The 19,576-nt window shown below is 30.2% G+C and carries 12 protein-coding genes; all 12 read left to right on the forward strand.

Annotated features, from left to right (window positions below):
* Positions 1–62 precede the first annotated feature (62 nt).
* Complete coding sequence (locus tag BUB33_RS11700; protein ID WP_072976571.1) at positions 63–2,513, forward strand: sulfatase-like hydrolase/transferase; 2,451 nt, start codon at positions 63–65, stop codon at positions 2,511–2,513.
* 108 nt (positions 2,514–2,621) lie between these two features.
* Complete coding sequence (locus tag BUB33_RS11705; protein ID WP_072976573.1) at positions 2,622–4,835, forward strand: hypothetical protein; 2,214 nt, start codon at positions 2,622–2,624, stop codon at positions 4,833–4,835.
* A 12-nt stretch (positions 4,836–4,847) separates the two neighbouring features.
* Complete coding sequence (locus tag BUB33_RS11710; protein ID WP_072976576.1) at positions 4,848–10,973, forward strand: IPT/TIG domain-containing protein; 6,126 nt, start codon at positions 4,848–4,850, stop codon at positions 10,971–10,973.
* A 1-nt stretch (position 10,974) separates the two neighbouring features.
* Positions 10,975–12,630: a hypothetical protein gene (locus BUB33_RS11715; RefSeq protein WP_072976578.1), complete on the forward strand. Its 1,656-nt coding sequence runs from the start codon at positions 10,975–10,977 to the stop codon at positions 12,628–12,630.
* 8 nt (positions 12,631–12,638) lie between these two features.
* Positions 12,639–14,087, forward strand: a complete 1,449-nt coding sequence (locus tag BUB33_RS11720) for an S-layer homology domain-containing protein (protein WP_084725417.1) — start codon at positions 12,639–12,641, stop codon at positions 14,085–14,087.
* Between the two features lie 20 nt (positions 14,088–14,107).
* The gene (locus BUB33_RS11725; RefSeq protein ID WP_072976582.1) at positions 14,108–15,208 is read left to right on the forward strand and encodes a S41 family peptidase; all 1,101 of its coding nucleotides are present in this window, start codon (positions 14,108–14,110) and stop codon (positions 15,206–15,208) included.
* A gap of 7 nt (positions 15,209–15,215) precedes the next feature.
* Positions 15,216–15,572, forward strand: a complete 357-nt coding sequence (locus tag BUB33_RS11730; protein WP_072976584.1) for an efflux RND transporter permease subunit — start codon at positions 15,216–15,218, stop codon at positions 15,570–15,572.
* Positions 15,573–15,626: 54 nt separating this feature from the next.
* On the forward strand, positions 15,627–15,911 hold the full coding sequence (locus tag BUB33_RS11735; RefSeq protein WP_072976586.1) for a hypothetical protein: 285 nt from the start codon (positions 15,627–15,629) through the stop codon (positions 15,909–15,911).
* Positions 15,912–15,990: 79 nt separating this feature from the next.
* Positions 15,991–16,266, forward strand: a complete 276-nt coding sequence (locus tag BUB33_RS11740; protein ID WP_072976588.1) for an efflux RND transporter permease subunit — start codon at positions 15,991–15,993, stop codon at positions 16,264–16,266.
* Positions 16,267–16,368: 102 nt separating this feature from the next.
* Positions 16,369–17,484, forward strand: a complete 1,116-nt coding sequence (locus BUB33_RS11745) for a TolC family protein (protein WP_072976590.1) — start codon at positions 16,369–16,371, stop codon at positions 17,482–17,484.
* A 144-nt stretch (positions 17,485–17,628) separates the two neighbouring features.
* Positions 17,629–18,138 carry a MarR family winged helix-turn-helix transcriptional regulator gene (locus tag BUB33_RS11750; protein WP_084725419.1) on the forward strand — a complete coding sequence of 170 codons (510 nt, stop codon included), beginning with the start codon at positions 17,629–17,631 and terminating at the stop codon, positions 18,136–18,138.
* Between the two features lie 2 nt (positions 18,139–18,140).
* The gene (locus BUB33_RS11755; RefSeq protein ID WP_072976592.1) at positions 18,141–19,565 is read left to right on the forward strand and encodes a TolC family protein; all 1,425 of its coding nucleotides are present in this window, start codon (positions 18,141–18,143) and stop codon (positions 19,563–19,565) included.
* The last annotated feature ends 11 nt before the right edge of the window (positions 19,566–19,576 follow it).

The raw sequence follows: 19,576 nt of genomic DNA on the forward strand, positions 1-19,576 counted from the left end.
CAATAGGTTTTCCCTTCCAACTAATGGAGTGGAGAACCTATTACTATATTTAGGAGGAAGAAATGATTTTGATACTATTTATACTAAAAACTATACTATTTTTAAATATGACTGATGTTCAATTTAATAGGATTTTAATACTAATCATTACATCCATGATTACAATAGGCTTTATATCTTTGATTAAACAGACAAAATTAAAACATAAAAATACAATATTCATGATATTCTATTCCATAATATCATTTACTATGTTTATAGATGCTCTTTACTATTCCCAATTTCAAGTATTGCCTTCTGTTGCAATGCTGGGACAAGCCAAGCAACTTACAGTACTTGGAGATAATATAAAGTCCTTAATAAATATGAAAAATATATTGTTAATAGTAGATATACCTATATTAATTTTTTTATCATTAGATTTTTTCAATAGGATTTCCACTCCTACCCCCTGTTGGAATCATATTATACTTACCATAATGGCATTGGCAATAATTCATGTAAATACAATTGGACAGATACAGTCACTAACAGCACAGGAGCTATATTTTTATCATATATCAGATATAGCTAAAAATATAAATAAATCTAAAAACCGAAAAAATATTGATTTTACAATGGAAGATTTAGAAGATATAAAGAATAGAACAAATTTAAAAGATGGGAAATTAACAGGAATAGGGAAGGATAAAAACCTTATAGTATTACAAGTAGAAGCATTACAAAGTTTTGTCATTAATTTAAACTATAATAATCAAGAAATCACACCAAACCTAAATAGACTCATAAAGGATAATTCCTCTTTATACTATAATAGATACTATCAGTTAATAGGAAGGGGCAATACTTCTGATGCAGAATTTGTAAGTCATAACTCTCTGCACCCTTCTTTAGAAGAACCTACTTACAGCCAATATGAAGGTAATAGATTTTATGGTCTTCCTTGGCTGCTTAGGGATAGAGGATATACTGCGTGGGCAATGCATGGATATAAAAAAGACTTTTGGAATAGAGAAATGGCATATGTAAGTCAAGGATTTCAAAGATTTATTTCTGAGGAAGATTATAATTTTGAAGAAATAATTGGATTTGGAATAAGAGATGAGGACTTCCTAAAACAAAGCATAGAATATTTAAAGGAATTAGAAAGTATAAATTCTAATCCATTTTATGCATTTATTGTAACTCTTACATCCCATTCTCCTTTTAACATTCCAGAAGAGTATTGTATGCTAAAGATTAAACAAGAACATCAAGACACAATATTAGGTAATTATTTACAAGCAATACATTATGCAGATAAGGAAATAGGCAAGTTTTTAGAAGATTTAAAAAGGGAGGGGCTATATGATAATACTGTCATAGCCTTATATGGAGATCATTTTGCAATACAAAATGGAGAGGAAGAGATAGATAATATAATGACAGAACTTCTAGGGTATAAATATGATTATGACTCCATGATGAATATACCTCTTATAATCCATGTGCCTGGAGAAGAAATTAATGAGACCATTTCCACTGTAGGGAGTCCAATAGACTTTTATCCTACTATGTTAAATATAATGGGATATAAAAATGAAAAGGGATTAATGCTAGGCAGAGATTTAACAAATTATAAAGAAGAAAACTATGTATTTCCACAGACATATTTACTAAAAGGTTCATTCATAGGTAAAGATACCATGTTTGTAATGGCAAGGGATGGACTCTTTGACCATAGTAAAGCCTATGATTTAAATACAAGAGAAGAATTAGATAAGAATGAATTTCGTAAAATGTATGATGAAATAATTAAAGAAATCAATAAATCCGATTTTATTTTAAAAAAGGATTTACTAAGATATTATATAGATAATAATGGAGAAATAGATTTAAGCATTTTTACAGAACAAAATATATTAAAAAATAAAAAAATAGTCTCTTTTTACTATAATTCCCTAGAAGAGCTAAACAAAGCTTATGATAAAGGGCATAGAGTATTGGCAGTAGATATAGAATTAACAGTAGATGATGGGATAATCCTTTTAAAGGATTGGTATTGGTATTATGACAATTTATTTGAAAATCCAAAGGATAGAAGGTTAACCTTAGAGGAATTCAAAGAGTTGAAAATGAAAGAAAATAAAACTCAAATGACAATAGAAGACCTTATAGAATGGATGGATAAACATAAAGATGCATATATAATTCTCCGTCATGGAGAAGTGGATAACAAAGTTTTTGTAAATGCATTTAAAAATTATCCAGTATTAATAGACAGATGCATAGTAGAAATAAAAAACTTTCGTCAATATTTAACAGTAACTTATAGAGGGTTTAACAAGGTAATTTTAAATCCAATGGAAGAAAATTATACGGATGAAGAAATTCTAGACTTTGTCACAATGCACCCCCATGTAGGTGTAATACTAGACAAAGAAAGAGCAAAAACAGATTTATCCAAGAAACTAAAGAAAAAAGGATTATCTGTTTATACAGATACAGGTAAAAATATATTTAAAAAGCAATAAGTACCAAAACCTTGTACCGTTTTGGTACTTATTGTATTATCCTAAAGATTTTGGATTAATTTGCCGATAAATATACTTAGAATTATATTTTGGGAGGGATTTTATTTCATGAAAAAAAAGATGTTTTATATGATTTTAGCAATAAATTTAATACTTATTATATTTCCTCAATGGAGTTCATACGCAGGGGGAGAAGAAGAGAAAATAATAAAAAGAGTATATACAGATAAACAAAATATATTGGAGGGAGATAAAAATATAGATTATAATATTTCCTATATATATATAGAACATGAGCCTAGTTATAAAGTAGATGGTGATAAATTTGATTTAAAAAACTTGCATAATATAATCAAAATTATTGCCAATGGGAAAGAGCAAAATCATGTGGATTCAAATGGTAATTTTAAATATACAATAGAATACAATAATGACCTTAACAGAGTAGAGATTAAGATAAAAGAGAATCCATTAAATCCTGCTGGTTTAAAGCCATTTATTCTTACAAAAGATACCTACTATAACATTTATATACCAAGTGGATTTTTTTTCAATCAAAGTAGAAGTAGTGGTTCAATAAATTATACTTTTACTACAAATGGTGAAGGGATAAATATTACACAAAGGGGTATATACAAGTTTGAAGTAACAAATAAAAAAGAAATAGTAGGTTCATATGACAGACCATTTTTAATTACAGATTTTACACCTACAAATAAAAATATGGAATTTACTATAACAGGCTATAACTTTTCTAATGATATTAAACAGTTAAGATTTGTAAGGGAAAAGGACAATAAAACCATTACAATACCAAGAAAAACAGGTAATGTAGAAAACTTGAAGTTTCACGATATAACCAAGATAACTGGAACTATGGATGACGAAGCAAAAAAAGAATTTGCCAAAGTAATCAATGATAAAGAATGTAAAAAAACTTATACCAGTGCAGGAGTCTATGATATATATATAGATTTTGAAATAGGAAACTCAGCCACAATACATAAGGTAGAGCAAAGGATTATAGTAAAAGATAGACCAAAGGTAATAGATACAACACCCAGGGATGAGCATGATTATTTTGATCCAGAAATATTATATGAGAAATTCACCAATCCAGAGGAAAAAGGTTATTATATAGAAGTAGTTTTTGAAGACATAGGAAGTACATTGAAGATGAAAGACAGTATAAGTCATGGTATACAAGTAAATGTAATAGGAGATAAAACTAATTTAATAGATAAGAACAAACAAATAGTATATAAGAGAGAGTTATCAACAAATAAATATTCAACAAATAGGTTTAAAGTTTATATACCTTTAATAGATAAATTAGATGATAATCAAAAATATGAAGTATATATACCAGAAGATTCCATAGTAGAATATTCAGATATAGAAACAGAGAAAAATAGATGCTATAAATGGACATTTAGCACTAATTATTTTCCAAAGGCAGAAAAGTTATATGAAGGTTCTATACCAGAATACTATGATTGGAATTATCCAATAGTAATAGATGGGTCAATGTTTCATGATGACACATTTGTGGAGTTTAGGAATATGAATGGTAAGTATTATAGTCCTTCAAGTATAGATATTAGAAATAATAATAGTACCATGTATATATATTTACCGAGAAATAGAAGATTACCAGTAGGGGTCTATGATATAATAGTAAGTAATGGAAATTCCTATGAAACTCAAATGGTCTATGGAGTATTTTCTGTAGTAGAGGAAGGTGATTATATACCAAATGAAGAATATAGAGTAAAAGATGATAGTTCAAAGGGCATGGTAAAGGGAAATATAGGTAAGAGTAAGGACATATTGGAACTAAGCTCTAAATATACAGATAATAGATATTTAGAAATAGACTTAGATGAATTAATGGGGAGTAATACTTGGGTAAGAAGTATAGAATATCCTATATCATATAGAGATAGTTTAGGAGAACTCAGGCTTAAATCAAAATGGGTAAATGTCAGTATAAACTCTCTAAGACTTAGTAATAACTATGATGAAAGATATATAGAGCTTCGTGTAGGCAAGGTAGAGCCTAGTATGGCAGATATATTAAAGAAAAAATTAGTCGGAAAAAATATAAAATCAAATTTCATAGAAGTATCAGGAGCTAATTTTGATTTTACTAATTTAACCATAGAGATACCATATTTTGATTCTGATGGAAGTAGACTAAGGATTTTAAGATATGATGAATCAAATAGAAGATTTGAAGATGTTCCATATATAATAGATTTAATAAATGGAAAAGTAAAAGGAATGAGTAGCAAACCAGGTATTTTTGTAATAGTTCAATAAGGGGTGAATTAATTGAAGAAAAGATTAAGCTTAATTTTAGCCATAATGATTATATTATCAAGTCTTCCTATAAGTGACTTAGCAATATATGCAGCACCTTTAGAACCTGTATTTAATTCGATTATAGTTACTAAAAAGTTTAAAGACTTATACGGAGTAGAAGAATATATTATATTAATTACAGGAGATAACTTTACAATAGAAGGCAAAAATATAGTAGAAGTCGGTATAATGGGTGAAGATAATAAAGTAAAGTCATTTAACCCAACATATATCTCAAAGACTATGCTTCAATATGAATTACAACCAAGTGAAATAACAGGAAATTTATTTATAGATGGAAAACAAGTAGATATATCAGAAGAGGACATGCCATTTATTACCAATAAAACACCAACGACTGGCATAGTAGACAGTACAGGTGAAGCGAAAATTACATTGACAGGCAGTGGCTTTGATAAACTTTCAGACAATTTAAAAGCCTATATATTTCAAGGTAATACAAGACGTCCTATATCAAAAAAGGTTGGAAGCTCTACAGAACTAGAATCTACAGAATTAAAAGGAAAAACTGGAATATGGTCTGTTGAATTCGAAAAAAAGGGAACTGTTGATAATCTAAAAAAGGCAGATGGTAAAAATGCAGACCTTACAATCTCCCATAAATATATGGATATGTTTTCATTATTAAATAAGCTAGACGTATCAGAAAAGATAGACCTTATACCAACCCAAGGACCAGTAGAAAGTACAGCAATGCTTCAAGCTGATAATTTAAAACCAACAAGTGAAATGAGTATATTTTTTCTAAAAAACTTAGATGAACCATATCTAGCTTCTCATATGGCTATAAATGAAAATTATCGTAGAGATGATAAGCTAAAAAAAGATATATTTAGTTTTACAGTACCAAAAGCACTGACACCAGGTTCTTACTATGTAGTTCTTACAAATGAAGTTAACCCAACAAAGGATATTAAAAGTCAAATAAAGAGCTATAAAGTATTAGAAACTAAATTCATAGTAATAGACAGAAAGAACATGGTATTGATAGACAGTATAGACCCAAACAAAGGTTCATCAAAGGGTGTTGATGCTGTGATTAAAGGCATAAATATAGCTAGAATAAGTCCTGATATTTATGAAAATGGGAACAGGGATGACAATATAGATATAACTACAAACACCAATAAAATGCTGGTAAAATATACTGGTGGAAAATATAAGATGATAGGAGAAAATGGTGTAGAAGTTGAAAAGCTAGAAAGAGAAATAAGGTTTCTAATAGGTGGAGAAGTTACCTTTAGAGAAGACTCTGACTTGAATCAAGCAGTATATGATTATATCAATATAAAGGTAGGAGAAAATTTTGATAAGGAAAAACTGGTATACGATGTTATAGCAGAAATAACTACAACTATTGAATATAAAGAAAATGGAGTAACAAAGAAAACTGAGATATTTGAAACCTACACATTAAAAAACGGATTTACCTATGAAGCGTTGGATTATGTTCCCAAAATTATATCCGTAGTGCCAGATAAGATTCCTGTGGACAGTAATTTTCATGCTATGGAAGGATTGAAAGTAGCTATAATAGGAGAAAATTTTTTATTGTATAGATATAAAGATAAAGAAGGAAATATACAATATAAATATCCTAAATTTGATTTTGGCGGTCAATTTAAAATAGATCCTAATGACAAATCTGAAAATATAGAAGTAAGAATTCTTGACAAACAAGGAATAGAAATAGATGGCACAGAGGGGAATCACCTAGGAACCAAAATACTTCTTACAATACCAAAAGGTAAAAAGATAAAAGAAGATATATTAAACAATCAACTTGACTTAAAGGTTACAAACCCCATAAGAGTACCAGACTCTCAAGACGAAGGTTCCTCAGCAACCTACAAATTTCAATTTATAAAACCTGAGGGTGATAAGACTCCATTTATAACCAATGTAACCCCAGACACTATAACCACTTCAGGTGAAAAAGGTATAATTATCTCAGGTCAAAACTTTGCTGAGAAATTCACTCTATATATGGATGGAGAAAAGATAACATCAGCCAAAAGAAATGGTACAGGTACAGAAATAACCTTTGATGCACCACCTAAACCTGAAGGGTATGTGCAACTAATAGTACAGAATGATGATGGTGCTTTAGCAACTTATGACAAACTTTTATATGTAAAAACCTATACAGATCCTAAGATAACAGATTTCAATCCTAAAAAAGGCACAGCAAATACCTTAGTAGATTTAAAAGGGCAAAATTTAGTTCCACCAAATCCATTGGTAAAGGATTTGAATGGAATTGGGTTTATGAAGCTTATAGGTACAAGAGTATTCATAGGCGGAAAAGATATAAATACCTATGCAACAAACAATATACTAGAACCATATAAAACACCAGGTGATATGCCTATATTATTAGCAAAAGATAACTCTGTCATAGTATCAGACTATTACCATAGTATTATTTTAGAAGATGATAATCAAGTATATTATAAAATATACTTTGATACTATTTCAGGAAAATATTATTTGACTGATGGAGACAAGGATATATATGAAATAACAGCAGATGGAAATAAATTATATGGGAAAAAAGGTGGGGATTCCCAAATTGAGTTACAAATATCCCAAGAAAATATAAAACTAAAAGATAGAACATTAACTATAAAAACGCCATACTCTACAGAGATAATTAATGGAGTAGATACCATTACAGGAAATAGAGTAAAAGTAATAAATAATAATGAGCTATATTTTGAAGTACCACCTCAGTCTAGGGAAGGGTACTATGATATAGCCATAGTGAACCCAGATACAAAAAAAGATGAGAGAAAAGGAAATGCTGGATTTTACTATTTCTTCCAGCCCAATGAAAAACCACCAAAAATAAAAGAAATAACTCCATCAGAAGGGTCTACAGAAGGACAATATAATATCATTATCTCTGGTGAAAACTTTGTAGATAGAGGACCTAATGAAAAGACTTCTGTAATTATAGGTGGAATAACTGTACCATCACAGGATGTAGTAGTTTCCCCTAATGGAAATACTATGACAGTAAAAGTTCCAAAATATCCTGGAGATTTATCAAAAGAAACTGATATGGATAGGAAATATGTCAATGTCATAGTAATAAATCCTGATGGAGGTTCTGATAGAAGAATAAATGGCTTTGCCTATATAATTCCAATATCACATCCAAAGATAACTAAGTTAATCCTCAACAAAGGCTCAGCAGCAGGAGGAGATATAGTCACCATAGAAGGTTCTGATTTTAGATATTTTGAACCATTTAGAGATGCCAACAATAACGGTACTTGGGATAAAGGTGAAACCTATACTGATAAAAATGGCAATGGCAAATGGGATGATTTAAGAGATAAAAAAGTATTGGATGAACTAAAACCTGATTGGGATGAAAAGGTACTTCCAATCTTACCAACAGTATATTTTGGTGGAAAAGTAGCTAAAATAAAAAGCTTTACAGCTTCAACTATAGATATAGAAGTACCAAAGGGAGCAAAGGGGTCAGCGGAAGTTTATCTAGTAAATAATGATTATGGAGTATCTAATAAATTGATATTTACCTACGAGTCTTCTAATCCCAAGATAAACTCTATTACACCTAATACAGGTAGAAAACAAGGTGGAGATAAACTGGAAATATTAGGGGAAGGGTTTATAAAAGGAGATATATTGGTATATGATGATTTGAAGTCATTACCAAAGTTAAAAGAAATAGCACAAATTCAATTTGCTAAGCCAAATGATGAAAACATGACTAATATAAATCTGCCTTTAGACAATCCAAACTCAGGTAGGGTAAGAGATAAAATTGCCCAAGCTAAGGCAGGGCAGTTGGAGTTAAAATATGATGCTACAGGAAAAGATGTAAAACTTAGTATGACTGTAACAGATAATAATATAAAATATACGGCAGAAAATATTTTATATAACAATGAAGAAGTATTCTTTCCTTTGAATTTATTAAAAAATGATAAAGGAGAAAATTATAAAGGAAATGAATTAGTCCGTATTAGATTAGAAAAAATCCAAGGTGCCAGCAATACTTTTAGGGTAAGATTGGACAGAGGTTTCTCACCAGAAGCTGCTGTACTAAACCAAGGACATATAAATGTAATTACTCCATCATACTATACTATAGGAGAAGTTGAAGTTAATTTAACAAATCCAGATAATGGAGTTGCTACAGGAAAATTCAATTACAAAAATCCAGACAGCAAACCTAAAATAACAAATATATTAAGAGATGGACAAGAAGGATATAAAGTAGAAGATGGAAGAACAATAGTAGAAGTAAACTATTTAGGTGGAAATACTATAGAAATAATAGGGCAGGATTTTAGAAAGCCAGTTAAAATTCAAATTGGTGATATAACTATAAATGCTAAAATAGAATATCAACCAGAAGAAGACTCAATATCAAATAGATTAATATTTAAAATGCCAGCAATAGAGAATAGATATATAGGCACATATAATAGGGTAGTAGTAGAAAATGAAGATGGTGGAGTTGCTAATTCAGAACCTATTTTCATCAAGTTTACAACTCCTGAAAGTACAGGGCTTACTATAACAAAGGTAACTCCAAATTTCGGACCTACATCAGGTGGAACTGTTATAACCATAGAAGGTAAAGATTTTAGAGAAAAAATGGATGGAATACCTAATGGGAAATTAAAAGTATACTTTGGAGAAGGCTCAAAACAAGTGCAAGTGCCACAGGAAAATATAATATCCATTGCCTATGATAAGATTATATTAAAAACACCACCATATACAGCTGGACCTGCAACTATAAAAGTTGAAAACCCCGATGGAAATATAGCAGAATTGCCAAATGGATTTAACTATGTAAGTAATCCTAAGATAACATCAGTTGTGAATCCTAATAACAATAAAGTATTGGTGGAAACCTTATCCATAGAAGGCGGAGAGAAAATAAAAATAATCGGCAGTGACTTTATGGAAGGAGCAAAGGTTGTATTTAACCCAGTATTAAAATTAGTAGATGATAAAACACCAGCTACAGGAGAAGTAATTACCATAGGAACAAAAAAATATATACTGGAATCTGGAACAGAGGGTACAGAAGTAGAAGTGGTAAATGGACAAACCATTACTGTAATTACTCCAGAAGGGAAATTAGATGATAAAGGTATAATAGTCATCAATCCAGATAAGGGAGCAACAGATGTATATAATATAGGATATGGAATACCAGATATGGACGCACCATTTAATGTAGAAGCAGAAGTGGTATATGACCAGTTTATCAAAGTCCATTGGTCAGGAGTTAAAGATGCCTTTGAATATGAAATATATATGAGTGAAGATGGAGATAAATTTGAATTCATAGGTACAACGGAGTTAACATCCTATGTAGTTCAAAACATAAAATCGCGAACAGAGTATCAGTTTTTAGTAAGGGCAATAGGTAAATATGGAACATCAAAGCCAATAGATGAATCCAAGAGTAACTATGTTACCACAGGCAGGGGAGTAGGACCGGAAGATGAAGATGGTAGCCTTGGAGAAAATACAGTGATAAATAGAAATGGAACAATGGCAGATATTTCCATAGGTACAGAAGATTTTAATAGCAAAGGAATGACAATAGATTTAACAAGGGGAGAGTTAGCGGGAGTAAAGGATATAACCATTAGAATTCCTGCAGAGATTGTGGTAAATTCCTTTGGAAATATAAAAGTTCTTGGAAAAGATTATACAATGGAATTTAGCCCAAATATATTTAAAAATTCTACTATGGAAGATAATAGGAAAAATTCCAATGCTGGAGTGGTATTTAAAGTATCTGCCTATAAGGGAAATACAAATGTGAAGTCAGGAGAAGCAATAGTAGGAGAAACATATTTATTAGAAGGGACTACCTATGTAGATAAGGACATAAGTAAGATAGATTACCTAAGAGGTAATATAAAATTCACCCTTGATACTGATACACAAAAAGTACAGAATAGAAGATTAAATAGGGTGCAAATGGTTAGATATGATGAAAATACCAAGACATGGGTTCCTGTAAACTACCCTAATAGACTTGGATTATATACTGTAATAGGAAGTAGGCGATAATATGAGAAAAACCATATCCATTATATTACTAATATTAATAACTGGAAGCTTTGCTACTGCTAATGGGATTGGTGCAAGAAATATATTTCAGCAAGGGATTGTAGAAGGATATTTTATAGAATATAATAGAAATAACATAGTGGTAGAAGAATATGGAGGAGATATCTATAAACTACCGCTAGTTAAAGATGTAAAATTAGAGATAGATGGACGTGCAGTAAGTATAACGGACTTTAAAAAAGGAATGGAAGTATATATAGAACTGCAAGGCAGAAGTGTAAAATATATGGATGCCTATTCAGGAGATATGCCTGGTTATATACAACTAGGGGAGAAGGTTCGGGTAGGAGTAGTTAAAGAAATCGACAGAGATCAAATTCAAATAAAGCTGCCAACGGGCAAGGAGGAAGTATATTTTACTTCCCCTGCCACAGTAATTACTAAAAACAAGCAAAATACAAATGCTAACTCCTTATATATAGGAGATAGAGTCAAGCTTTATTTTGATGAAATGGACTCATCCTATATTAACAGATTAGAAATAGAAGGCAATTCTATACTAATTAAAGAACTATATAGAGGAAAGCTTACAGTAGTTGATGAATTAGAAGATATAATAGCATTGGAAAATCCAGAAGTATTTAGAAATGGTGATTGGAGAAGTTTAGATAAAAACTTGAGACTTCCTTATAATGCAGACCTTCCCCTATATGTGGGAGGGCAAAAGATTAATTATAAAAATCTAAAACATTATAAAGGTAAAACAGTTTATATGGCAATGAAGGACTTTTTTGGTAAAGAAAAGATAGAAAAAATGGTAGTAAAATCCCAATATGAAACTGTTTTCTCTGATAAAATAAAGGAAGTCAGTCAATATGCTTCACAACTAGAGCTTGGCAACAATAAAAATATTAAATTTCATGATGGGACAATGGTTATAAAATCTGGCAGATTGGTAGATACCTATAGTCTAAATTCCGGGTCTGATGGTTTAATTATAGCAGATGGCAGGGGTAGTGAACTTGCAGCGGATATTATATATATATATAATGAAGATATAAATAATTCTAATATAGGACAAGATTATATCTATGCTGGAAGACTAAATACCATATTGCAAAACAAATTATATCTAAGAAACTTCTTTTTACTAGATAAAAATGAATGGGAATCCTTTAGGGAAGAAAAGGAACTGTTCTATGATAACGATACTTTTATATATGATATGGAAAATAAAAAGGCAGTATCTCCTAAGGAGTTTTTCTCAGCTAATTATTCAGTAGATGAGGATAATACAAGAAAGAGAAAGCCAAGGGACTGGTATGGCTATCTATATACAGATGGAGATAGAGTTTCTGTGGCCTTTGTAAAAGAAACCTTAGATTCTCTATATGGACAAAGGACAACTATAGGTGTAGTTGAGAGCGGTCCAGTGCTAGATAAATCTGTAGGGTGGACAATTAAATTAAGAGATGTTAAAAATTGGAGTTCAAGGAATGAAGAATGGATGGCAGCCAATGCCTCATTGAACCTATATCTAAAGGAAGCGATGCTTATTAAAGATGGAGCAAAGATTAATATCGAAGATATTAAAGTCGGAGACAGATTATATCTTGTAAGGGATAGCAATATGGCGAAAGTAATTATCATAAAATGAGGTGTAAGATGAAAAATAAAATTATTTTACTATTAATAATAGCAATATTAGTGCCAAATCAATCTTTTGCTACACCTCTTGAATATGTAGGTGGTGTACAAAATGAACATCAATACCAAGAAATGGTATTTATAACTGGAAAACCCATAAAATTTATAGGGACATATAGTGTATCAGAAAAGATAAAAGACAAAGAGGAATCTATAACCTACAAATTTACATTAAAAAGTGAAGATACGAGTTTAGATGGAAAGCTGGACAGAACAATAACTTATACAACTAACTTATCTAAACATACAAATGTAAATCAGACAATAGGAGAAACTACAGTAACTAAATATAAAGAGAATATAAAATTTGGCAAGGATACCTACAGCCTTGAAGACTATCAATTTTCAAAATCTGATATAATAGATGAAAGACCAGCGGCTGACTTTTATTCAGGTAACATAAAGGCAAGAAAATACTATGAATATAATAAAAACAAGGGAAATGTTATAATAGATATTACAGGTGGAAATGTGGGATATGAAAATTTCTGGGGAAGTACAGAAACACAAATAATAAGCCATATTATAACAGCTAATATACTAGGTGATAAAGATGAAAAAGGGAAATCATGGCAAGGTTCTTATACTCACCAAGTATCTGACAGCATGACAAAATCCCTTAGATATTCGGAAAATGATGCAAATTTTTCAAGTTTTCATGGAGGACATATTAGAATAACCAATCAATCTGTAGTATCAAAATATGATTATAAATTACCTGATGCAAGAGGAACTGTATCTTTAAATCAAGATATGGTACCAAGACTTGAAAGGTTAATAGTGCCTAAATTTAGAGATGTAAATGGGCACTGGGCTGAAGAAAATATAAAAAAATTATATTCCCTAGATGTATTTGATGATAATAGTGATATATTTGGTCCAAATTTACCTATGAGCAGATTAGAATTTACTAAGGCTATAATGAGGGCATCAGATATTAGAGTTACCATGGAAGAAACAAGGAGAAGCCGTAGAAAGAAAAATACGCCTCCAGAAAAATCATATTTTAATGATATAGATGTTAATGATACAAATTATCAATATATAAAATCAGGAGTAGATAAAAAAATAATTACAGGAATATCCAAGAATTTTTTTGAGCCAAATAAATCTCTTACAAGAGCTGAGGCAATAACTATTTTAGTTCGTGCATTAGGATTTGAAAACAGAGCACCTAATCCAGGCTATATAACTTCATTTTCTGACGATAGAAATATTCCATCTTGGGCTAGAGACAGTATATATATGGCAAGAGAGATGAATATAGTAGAAGGTGATGCTATGAATAGAGTAAACCCAAATCAAGTTCTAACAAAAGCAGAAGCATCCACTTTAATAGTAAAATTTTTACAATTCTTAGAAAAGGATTTACAAAGAGATTATAGAGAGAATATAATTAATTTCTAATACTAAAGGGAGGTTTTACTATGAAAAGATTATTATCATTATTACTTATATTTACATTACTCTTTCCAACTATAGCCATGGCAGAGGCACAATTAAACAATGAAGACTATGTGGATATACAATTGTTTTTAGAAGTATATAGCTATATAAAAAAGGAATATCCTCTAGAATATAAAGATAGTAAAATTCTAGAAGGAGCATTAAAAGGAATGTTAGAATCCCTAGATCCATATAGCTCATATTATAATGTAGAAGAAGCACAGGATTTATACAAGCAATTAACAGGCAGCTTTAGTGGAATAGGTATTTATATAGAACCAAAAGAAGGATATATAAGTGTTAGAGATACAATAAAGGGTCAGCCTGCAGAAGCAGCAGGTGTAAAAAAAGGTGACTTAATCATTAAAGTAGATAATAAAGATATAGCTAATATGCCATTACAACAAGTATCTAAACTAATACAAGGTCCAAAAGATACAACAGTTAAATTAAGTATCAAAAGGGGAGAAAAGTTGCTAGATATAAATGTTAAAAGGGCAGTTGTAAGTATATCACCAGTAGATTATAAAATAATAGATGACAAAATAGGATATATAGAAATCGCAGAATTTACAAAAAATGTTTCTAAGGAAATAGAAAAAATTCTAAAAGAACTGGATAAAAAAAATATAAAGAAAATAATATTAGATGTAAGAAACAATCCAGGAGGATTATTAACTGAGGTAGTATCTATATCGGATTTATTTATAGAAAAAGGACCAATAGTCCATATAAAACAAAATAAAAAACCATTGATAACTCATGTTTCCACATTAGAAAAACCAAAATATGAAATAGTAGTTCTAATAAATGGAAATTCTGCTTCAGCCTCAGAAATATTGGCAGGAGCAGTTAAAGAAAGAAAGGCTGGAAAAGTAATAGGTACAACTACCTATGGAAAAGGTACAGTTCAAACAGTTATAAGTATGGATAATGGAAGTGTAATTAAGATGACAACAGCAGAATACTTATTACCAAATAAAACTTCAATCAATGGAAAAGGTGTTGAACCAGATATCAAAGTAGAAAATACAGAAAAAGAAGATTTGCAGCTTAAAAAGGCAATAGAAATATTAAAATAAGTAACTTATGTTACACAGCATACCCCCTCTAATTTATTATGTTTATTATAATAAATTAGAGGGGGCATTATTATGGAAAAAAACATTAGTATTAAATATATATATTGGTATTTTAAAGTTTGCCTTGAATAATAAATCCATAATTTATATAATATTAGTTATACTGATGATTTTAAGTGGAAAATTTCTAGCTTCAAATGGAGTAGAGATGTTACTTAAATTCGACAGTGGAGTCACATATATAAGTATTGAGATGGAGCCTAATACCAAAATACAAGATACAAAGAAAGCAGTAAATAAGATAGAAAAATATCTATCTAAAGAGGAAAACATAATCAATTATGATGCACAAATAGGATTTTAAAAGGATAACACCATGTTAGGAGATTTTGGATTAATGTGAACAAACCAAGCCTTTATGACCATTAATCTAAATACAAGAAAAGAAAGAGAAGAAACAATATGGCAGTTTCAAAATACATTGAGAAAATATATATCTTCTATACCTGGTATAATGGAATTTGTTGTGAAAGAACAAGGCGGCACTGCAACAACAGGGTCTGCTGCCCCTTTAGATATAAGTATAAGGGGTGATGACCAATGCTATTGCCATGGAAGGTATAAAAAATTCGTACGCCTCAAGGTGTTACAGTACCTCTCAGAGAGATTGGACAAATTGAAATTAGTAAAAAAGGCAATATGATTACTAGACAAAATTACAAATATACTATTGAAATCTTGAGTTACACCGATGGTAGAGCATTTAGCCATATAGTATTAGTATGACAGGGGATCAAGAAGAACTTAGCAAATCCATTAAGGATATAATTTTTTCATTAATATTATCTGTAATATTTGTATATTTAGTATTGGTAACACAATTTAAATCCTTTATTCATCCAATTACGATTATGTCAGCTATTCCTCTAGTTATAATAGGAGTCGCACCTGCCTTAGGATTAAGTGGTAAATATATCCATGCCCCTATTATTAGGGTTCATTCAATGCTATTTTACTCGTATGCTCCCCTTAGGATTGGAATTAGCACTAGGTGCTGAAAGATTTTCACCCTAACCATGATTATAATTCCAGTTATATATGCTAGTTTTGAAAAAATAATATTTATATTTACGAAAAACAAAGAGGAAGAAGGGATATAATTGAAAAAAAGAATAATAAGTCTAATATTGGCATCTATAATATGTATCACACCTATGATTTCCTTGGGAGAAGAAGCAGCAAAAAATAGTATAAAAACAACAATTTCCATAGAAGAGGCTATAGAAATAGGAATAAAAAATTCTCCGGAAATTAAACTCAACGAAGTAGAAATTGAAATAAAAAAAGTAGAAGCAAGTGAAGCTAATTATGAAGAGAGAAAACATAAGAAAAGTGATGTATCTATGGGAACTGTTGAAGAGTTTCTATTAGATGAAAATATGCTGTCTAAAAAAGCAGGCTATGCCTTAGAAGAAGAAAAACTAAAAAAGAATTATATAATGGAAGATATAAAATATAATGTTGTAAATGCTTACTATGGGGTACTAAAGGCAAAAGAACATATAAATGCAGTAAATAGCAATCTAGATAATATCAATAGACATAGAGATATAATAAAGAAAAAATTTGACTTAGGGCTTGTATCTAAATCTGAACTTTTAATTACAGAAATCGCTTTAAATGAAGCCAATATAAGCTTAGAAAAGGCTAAGGAAGATGGAGAAATAGCAGTAAGAGCATTGAATATGGTTTTAAACTACCCACTAAATACAAAATTAAATCTAACCTCTAGCTTTAAAGAAGAGAGTTTTTCTACAGATTTAGACAAAGATATTGAGAATTCATACAAAAAAAGATTTGAAATGATTCAAATGAAAAACAATTATGAAATTGTAAAGTTGGATTTTGAAACTAATGCCATAGTATATCCTTCAAATACATTTAAATATAAGTATAAAGAAGGCAGTGTACTAAGGATGGAAAACTTGCTGAACAATGCTAAGCAAAATGCAGAATTTGATATTAGAGGTAAATATGATGCTATAAAATCTGCAGAAAGGCAAATAAAACTAGCTAAGGCAAATGTAGAAAAGGCAGAAGAAGGATTAAGATTGAAGGAGATTTCCTATAATGTAGGAAAGGGAACTATATTGGAAGTAAAGGAAGCTATGACTCAATTATATAATGCTAAATTAGCAGTATCAGATGCCATAGCAAATTATAATCTCAATATAATCCAATACAATAAAGCAGTAAATATAGGATCAGTTAGATAGAAATAACCACCATTTGGTGGTTATTTTTATAATCTTTTTGCATAAATATGTTTAATGTGTTAAACATTTCTTATTTAACTATTTACATATTGATATAAATAGGTTATACTAAAATCGTTATAAAAAACATACGGGGGTGAAGAAGTGGAAAGGTTAGAAAAGTTATCTGAAAACTATAAATGGATAGAAAGAATAGCCAGCAGAACTAATATAGAACTTTTAAAGACTAAGGATATGCTGGAGGAAGTACATGATAGGTTTTTTCAATCATACGATTTGTCCAATACAAAATTTAACGTTCTAGTCATTCTATATAAGGGATGCACTGAAGAGATGTATATGTCAAAAATAGGAGAGAGGATGCTCCTGTCCAATGCTAATATTACAGGTTTAATAGACAGATTAGAGGAACAGTCTTTAGTAAAGAGAGTTAGAAGCAAGGAAGATAGAAGGAAAATAGTCATAAAAATCACAGAAAAGGGTATAAACTCCGTTGAAAAGGTTATGGAAGATTATATTAAATGGTCTAAGAAATTGATGGAAGTATTGACTGTTGAAGAAAACAACCAACTAATAAAACTATTAAAAACTTTGCAGCAAGGAATTATTGAAATAGAAAAAGATAATGTTTTAAAGATAATAGAGGAGAGATAAAAATGAAAGGAATAAAGAAAAAAATAATTTCTGCCATTATATGCACTATGATTTTAGGCTCTACTATTGAAACCTTTGCAGCAGAGGATAAGGTACTAAAACTAACAATGGAAGAAGCAGTTCTTATGGGAATAGAAAATAGTTTAGCCTTAGATCAAGTAGAAGCAGAGATTAAGTTAGCAGATATAACAAAGGATAGATCTCATTATACTACTAAGAAATTAAGGCGTGGAGATGATGATTTAAGAGATGCACAGAAACAGATAAACCAAGCGGAAGGTCTTTTAAATCAAGGAGTAGTTCCAAGTGATATATCTTTAGGGGATGGAAAGGTAATTAAAGCTGGAACTAAAATAGATAGCTTACCTAGTGAAATGCAAGACAGTATAAAATCAGGAATCAAAAAATCCATTGAAGATTCTAAGGGAAAGCTAAGTAGTGGAAACTTAAAGATAATAAATGCTCTTCAAGAAGCAGGAGGAAATATTTCCACTGCCCTTGATTTCGCAAGTTTAGATTCATTAACTCTTGACTCTACTTCTGATGTATTAAATACTATGGCAGATATTAGTTTTGAAGTTACTCAGGCATCCTTTGATATTTACAAAAATAGTATTGCATTATTGATACAAAAAAACTATTATGATGTACTTCAAGCTAAACAAATGGTAGAGGCAAAGAAAAAGGCAATGGAGAGAGGTAAAAAACAATATGAATTTGCAACTGCCAGCTATAATGAAGGGCTAAAACCTAAGGATGATATGCTTGTAGCAAGCACATATTATAAATCAACTAAAATACAATATGAAAAAGCAAAAGGGGATTTAGAAAATGCCCTAGTGGAATTAAAGAAAAATTTGAATGTAGGCTTTGATAAGGAATTAGTTCTAACAGATGTACTTGTGGAGAAAACAGAGAACTTCAATCTAGAGGATGGATTAATCAATGGTATGAAACAAAGATTAGAAATAAAAAAGACCTTAGGAGAAGTAATAGTATACAATACAAACTTTGATGAAACTAAGAAAAAATATACACCTAATACATTTCAATATAGAGAGGCGGAGGCATTAAAGGAAAAATCTTTAATAAACTTTAATCAAGCTAAACTAGAAGTTGAAAGTTCCATACGCCAATCCTATAACACTGTTAATACCGTAGCCTCAATGTTAGAATCCACAAAGGAAATGATTAAAGAGGCAGAGGGAAATCTAGAGATTGCAATATTAAAATATAAAGAAGGCTTTGGAGTACAGACTAATTTGCTAAAAAATTTAAACCTAGAGGATTCGGCAGGTACTATAATAGAGGTTTTAGCAGCAGAAGAAAAACTAGCAGAAATCGAAGAAAATGTTGTAAAGATAACCTATGCATATAATTTAGCACGTATGCAGTATCTAAACAATACAGGAAACTTTATTTACTAAAATATCTAATA

Origin of the sequence: Tissierella praeacuta DSM 18095 (assembly GCF_900128955.1) — a bacterium.
GTDB classification, from domain to species: domain Bacteria; phylum Bacillota; class Clostridia; order Tissierellales; family Tissierellaceae; genus Tissierella; species Tissierella praeacuta.

What these genes read in the sequence shown, in the direction of transcription:
- BUB33_RS11700 (WP_072976571.1), top strand. Translation starts at nt 63, where the DNA reads ATGATTTTGATACTATTTATACTAAAAACTATACTATTTTTAAATATG.
- BUB33_RS11705 (WP_072976573.1), top strand. Translation starts at nt 2,622, where the DNA reads ATGAAAAAAAAGATGTTTTATATGATTTTAGCAATAAATTTAATACTT.
- BUB33_RS11715 (WP_072976578.1), top strand. Translation starts at nt 10,975, where the DNA reads ATGAGAAAAACCATATCCATTATATTACTAATATTAATAACTGGAAGC.
- BUB33_RS11720 (WP_084725417.1), top strand. Translation starts at nt 12,639, where the DNA reads ATGAAAAATAAAATTATTTTACTATTAATAATAGCAATATTAGTGCCA.
- BUB33_RS11725 (WP_072976582.1), top strand. Translation starts at nt 14,108, where the DNA reads ATGAAAAGATTATTATCATTATTACTTATATTTACATTACTCTTTCCA.
- BUB33_RS11730 (WP_072976584.1), top strand. Translation starts at nt 15,216, where the DNA reads ATGTTACACAGCATACCCCCTCTAATTTATTATGTTTATTATAATAAA.
- BUB33_RS11735 (WP_072976586.1), top strand. Translation starts at nt 15,627, where the DNA reads ATGACCATTAATCTAAATACAAGAAAAGAAAGAGAAGAAACAATATGG.
- BUB33_RS11740 (WP_072976588.1), top strand. Translation starts at nt 15,991, where the DNA reads ATGACAGGGGATCAAGAAGAACTTAGCAAATCCATTAAGGATATAATT.
- BUB33_RS11755 (WP_072976592.1), top strand. Translation starts at nt 18,141, where the DNA reads ATGAAAGGAATAAAGAAAAAAATAATTTCTGCCATTATATGCACTATG.